Source organism: Marivita sp. GX14005 (genome assembly GCF_023370775.1).
In the GTDB taxonomy this organism is placed as follows: domain Bacteria; phylum Pseudomonadota; class Alphaproteobacteria; order Rhodobacterales; family Rhodobacteraceae; genus Marivita.
In genome coordinates, this window is sequence record NZ_JAMCCQ010000010.1 from 1 (window position 1) to 4,450 (window position 4,450).

6 protein-coding genes are annotated in these 4,450 nt (G+C 58.7%); 3 read left to right on the forward strand and 3 right to left on the reverse strand.

Annotated elements, in window-relative coordinates; all coding sequences use genetic code 11:
* The 3 genes from M3465_RS16980 to M3465_RS16990 form a co-directional block, all read left to right on the forward strand.
* Positions 1-228: BrnT family toxin (locus tag M3465_RS16980; RefSeq protein WP_349305048.1), on the forward strand; the 228-nt coding region annotated here is incomplete at its 5' end.
* Positions 215-430, forward strand: coding sequence for a type II toxin-antitoxin system BrnA family antitoxin (gene brnA / locus M3465_RS16985; RefSeq protein ID WP_249502889.1), 216 nt, complete (start codon positions 215-217; stop codon positions 428-430). The genes M3465_RS16980 and brnA, both read left to right, overlap by 14 nt.
* Positions 431-498: 68 nt before the next feature.
* The gene (locus M3465_RS16990) at positions 499-1,020 is read left to right on the forward strand and encodes a ClbS/DfsB family four-helix bundle protein (RefSeq protein ID WP_249502890.1); all 522 of its coding nucleotides are present in this window, start codon (positions 499-501) and stop codon (positions 1,018-1,020) included.
* 68 nt (positions 1,021-1,088) lie between these two features.
* Here M3465_RS16990 and M3465_RS16995 read toward each other — a convergent pair whose 3' ends face one another.
* The 3 genes from M3465_RS16995 to M3465_RS17005 form a co-directional block, all read right to left on the reverse strand.
* Positions 1,089-1,520, reverse strand: coding sequence for a helix-turn-helix domain-containing protein (locus M3465_RS16995; RefSeq protein WP_249502891.1), 432 nt, complete (start codon positions 1,518-1,520; stop codon positions 1,089-1,091).
* Between the two features lie 97 nt (positions 1,521-1,617).
* Positions 1,618-2,625: a replication initiator protein A gene (locus M3465_RS17000; RefSeq protein WP_249502892.1), complete on the reverse strand. Its 1,008-nt coding sequence runs from the start codon at positions 2,623-2,625 to the stop codon at positions 1,618-1,620.
* A gap of 221 nt (positions 2,626-2,846) precedes the next feature.
* The gene (locus M3465_RS17005; protein WP_249502893.1) at positions 2,847-4,112 is read right to left on the reverse strand and encodes a plasmid recombination protein; all 1,266 of its coding nucleotides are present in this window, start codon (positions 4,110-4,112) and stop codon (positions 2,847-2,849) included.
* Between the last annotated feature and the right edge of the window lie 338 nt (positions 4,113-4,450).

The window sequence follows — 4,450 nt, forward strand, 5'->3', positions numbered from 1 at the left end:
AATCTGTCGAAGCATGGCATCGACTTCGATCAGGCACAGGCCCTTTGGGATGACCCGTGGATGCTCGAAGCGCCCGCCAAGACCGAGGATGAACCGCGCTTCATCTCGATTGGGAAGATCGAGGGCAAACACTGGGCGGCCGTCTGGACACCGCGAGGTGATGCGGTGCGGATCATCTCGGTGCGCCGCGCCCGGAAAGAGGAGATCAGCTACTATGAAGGCAACTGAGTTCGACAAGAAATTCGACGCCGGTGAGGACGTGAGTGATGCAATCGACTGGTCCCAGGCCCGCCGCCCGAACGACCAGCCCAAGCGCGTGAACGTGGATTTCCCGGGGTGGGTAGTAGAGGGCCTGGACAAGCAGGCTCGGCACCTGGGCGTGACGCGGCAATCGCTGATCAAGCTATGGATTGCCGAACGGCTCCAGTAGGGTCATCGAATTTGACGGTAGCGCCGGTTGTCGCGGGTTTTGGGAATTTTGCGACAAGGAAGAAAAGTATGTCTGTTCCCACGAACAAAGACGAATTGCTCAAAGCGATAGATTCAAACTTCGATAAGCTCATCAAAGACCTGCGCGGCGTCCCGCTGTCGCTGGTCGATGAACACAGTTTGGAAGGCCATGCGAAGGGAACGCAGATGAGCGTTGCCAATCTCGCGGCTTATCTGGTCGGGTGGAATGAGCTGGTACTGAAATGGCTCGACCGGGACGCGGCAGGCGAGCCGGTCGATTTCCCCGAAACCGGCTTCAAGTGGAACGAGCTGGGCCGCCTCGCTCAGAAGTTCTATCGCGACTATGAAGGCATCCCCTATCCCCAGCTCATCGAGCGTTTGGCAGGGGCAAAGACCCGGATCGTGTCCTTGATCGAGGCCCGTAGCAACGACGATTTGTATGGCCGATCTTGGTATGAGAAATGGACGATGGGCCGCATGATTCAGTTCAACACGGCATCGCCTTACGCCAATGCGCGTGGGCGGCTGCGGAAGTGGCTGAAAACGAAAAGCGTGTCGCAGAAATCCTGAAACGTGCAACAGATCGGCGGCCTTCGGAAAATCAGGGATTCTCGTGTCGCAAGTTTTTGTTGCATTGGTCAGGATCGCTTCCACGGCCACCAAGAACCGCGCTTTGGGCTATCATCGGCCAGAAGCGCCGTCACGCGGGTTTCGGAGCTGTCCAGGCGCTTCCGTAGATCGTTGATCGTATCTGCCATCTGATCCTTCTGGGCTTCCAGACCGTTGGCTCTCTCGCGGGCGACCGCCAGTTCTTTTTCCAGCTCAACAACACGGTCTATGTGGCTGCTTTTGGTGGCAGATTTTGCCTGTTGCGTATCGTTGCTTTGTATGCGTTGCGCATCGCGTTGCGCAACAGTGGGCGGAAAAACCCGGTGCAACTCTGACGGATCAATCTCGTATGAGCCACCATCGCCCTTGCTGGCTGATATCTTTCCGCTTTTGATCGCCCTCTGGATTGTTGTCTTGTTCTTTCCAGTGGCCTTTGCAGCCTCTGAGAGTGAATATTTCATGCCGTTGCGCCTCGTTGCTTTTGTCTGTTGCGCAACAGGGTATCGCGTTGCGTGGCGCAACGCCAATGGAACCTGATCGAGGCAGGGCTAGGCCCGGCTAACGCAAGCTATCCTGCTTCCCGCAATAGGCCACAAAAGCAGCGCCCGCGTTCTTCGGTGGGTTGCCCTTGGCCGCTTCGCTTTTGGCGAATGCCAGCCAGTCAGAACGCAGGGCGTAGTAGTCTCGGCCTTTCTCCCTGGCGATGGTCCTCGCCTTGTCCTCGGCCCACCCCGGAAGCCTGATCTCGGGCAATAGTTCGCTCTGCGGTGAGCGCGGGCGGAAAATCACCAAGTCTTCGGTGGTCAGCTCCATGCGATAGAACGGCGTGTGATCGTCCTCGATGATCTGGCGGATGTTCAGCCGGAACTTCTTCAGAGGGGCATTGCTGCCGGTCTTTTCCTGAAGCTTGGCGAGACCGATCTGCCATTTCGGCTGGCCCCCGCAATGCTTGCGGCCGATCTCATACAGGCGACGTTCCAACGGGCGGCGCAGGCGGAAATAGTCATTCGAGATCGTCACGACCTCGTTGGCCTCGATCGCGCGCATTAGCCAGTCAGAGAGAACAATCTCGCAGTAGTCGAGGCGGAAACGTTCGTCCGCTGTGCGGACAAAACCGCCCTCATCAATCAAGCCGAAGATGCGGGTTTCGATCTTGTTTCCCGTGGCAATGTTAGTGGTGAAGGTGGTGCCGCGCAGGCGCTGAAATGCATGTTCAAGGCGGTTGTAGCCCAAGTTATTCGTTGGCCGGTTGGTCGCGATGAGCAATTCACGAGCTGAGAAGCGGACGCGTTTTCCAATCTTCTCGCCCCGGTTCTTCATGTCCATCAGCTGGCTAATGCAGAAGATCAGGATGTCCTTGTCGAAGATCGTGGGCAGGCCCTTGCCCGAGGGAATGATCTCAAGCTTGCTGGCCCCGCTTTTGTACACCAGATGGCGCATGTCTGGCTTGGTGGCGAGAGAGAACAGAGGATGCTCCATCGAAGCCATATCATCCTTCGCCACGACATCGGAAATATCGAGGATGAAGAAGTCTTTTTGAGGATGTCTATCAGGTAACAACGCCATGGAATCTTCTTAGCGGATATTCGCACTATCAGGAACCAAAAATTCGCACTATCGGGAACCCTCGGGCGTTCGCACCTTTCGGAACCAAAATTCGCACCTTTCGGAACCCAAGTTCGCACCTTTCGGAACCCTGTGGATAGTTTCCTTATATGGTGACAGTAGGTTAGGGCTGATTTTCGACCCCGTAACATACTCCGTAGGTAACACTATTAACACTAGGGTCAGAGACCGTAACTGGACCCTCGATCCCGTTCCCGGCTGGCACGGTCGGTGAGATCGCTTTCCCGCTCCACGGAAGGTTCTTCCCGAACCGCGGGAGCTGTCAGGCCAAGGTTCATCTCGTGACGCTCCACCTCTGCCGGGGCTTCCTGCGGCCAGCAGGTCCGGTCTTCAATCTGGGGAACATCAGGGCGCAGCACATTCTTCACCGCCGCTTCCATCCTCGCCATGAACGCCCCGCACTTCGCCACCACCGCCGCCAAGTGCATCCGGTCGGACAGGCTGGGGAAGAGATCGCGCCCGGCCTCATACCGATCCCCCATATTTTCCCGGAGTCCCACACCGCAACGATGAGCCATGTCATAGATCCGTTCTGCCCCGGATCTGATCGCCTCGATGAAGGGCCAGGGATCGGTGCTGGCGTCCCCACCAACCCGATCCAGTGTCAGAGCGCCTCTGGGAGGCTCGTAGGCGCTTCCTTCGGCCCTGTGGCGGACAATCTCCCCCTTGAGCGCGAGAAGGCCGCTCAGGGCCTCTGTCTGGCGTTCTGAGAGGTCTGCGTCCCTGATGGCGTCCCACAGGCCCTCAGAGGGTGCTCTGACGCTCTCACGGGCCTTGTCCATGACTGCACCATAGGTTTCCGGCGACAGGTGCTGGCGCTGCGTGATTTCCTTGCGGGTGCCGCGCACGATTTCGCTGTCCAGATTCGTGCGACACCAGTCGGCCCAGGACGTTTGCAAGGCGGAGTATTCGTTTCGCTCGCCCGTGGCCTCCTTCAGCTCCCGAAGCGCCTTGTTGGTCGAGATCACCGGCTTGCCCCGGCTTTCCCGGACGGGAGAGACCAGAACATCGACCACGGCCCCGCCCTTCTCATCGAGATCGAGGCGCGTGGCGATCACCGATCCCTCGCCGCCCCAGCTCTCGGCCCATGCCTTCGCCTGGTCGAAGAGCTGGCGGTTATGCGGGTTGTCGGGGTCGTGCAGGTTGCCGGCCTTTTCCACCCATTCCGGGGAGACCACGCAGATGGCCTGCAAGCAGAGCGGCGAGCCTTTCCGTTCGCCGGCCCCCAGCTCGGACTTGTGGGCCTTGAAGGCGGCGAGATAGTCCCGGTCGTTCTCGGCCTTCGACCAGGCAAGACCGAAGCCGGGTTCCGCATCGTCCCGGACCCGCGCCTTGCCGGTCTCATCGTGACGCTGCGCATGGAGGGACGCCCCGCGAAGCTGGGCGATGCTGGTGAACTTGTTGACGCGGATCGCTGCCTTGAACATAGGACGGTGATAGCGGAGAGCGACAGAATTGTCATTTCAAATGACAACCCACTAGGCAATTCTCTTCGAGTCGCTCCGCTAATTGCCGTTGGGCCGGAGGCGCTGCACCCTCCTGGACCTCCCGCCGGAAGCCGCCCCGGGGACGTCTGCGCACCATCCCGCCCCTGCCGTATGGGGGCGGTCGGAATGATGAGCGGAGCCAGATCGGACCGGAGACCTCCGAATATCGGAGGGCCGGGCTGGCGGTGGTAGTCACATAGAACCATGCTTGAAAATGGATAATTAATATACCATATTTATGCATGAATTTTGAGTATGACCCCGCCAAAAGTGCCTCG

Excerpts from the sequence above, each read along its gene's own strand:
- brnA (WP_249502889.1), top strand. The coding sequence starts at position 215 with ATGAAGGCAACTGAGTTCGACAAGAAATTCGACGCCGGTGAGGACGTG.
- M3465_RS16990 (WP_249502890.1), top strand. The coding sequence starts at position 499 with ATGTCTGTTCCCACGAACAAAGACGAATTGCTCAAAGCGATAGATTCA.
- M3465_RS16995 (WP_249502891.1), bottom strand. The coding sequence starts at position 1,520 with ATGAAATATTCACTCTCAGAGGCTGCAAAGGCCACTGGAAAGAACAAG.
- M3465_RS17000 (WP_249502892.1), bottom strand. The coding sequence starts at position 2,625 with ATGGCGTTGTTACCTGATAGACATCCTCAAAAAGACTTCTTCATCCTC.
- M3465_RS17005 (WP_249502893.1), bottom strand. The coding sequence starts at position 4,112 with ATGTTCAAGGCAGCGATCCGCGTCAACAAGTTCACCAGCATCGCCCAG.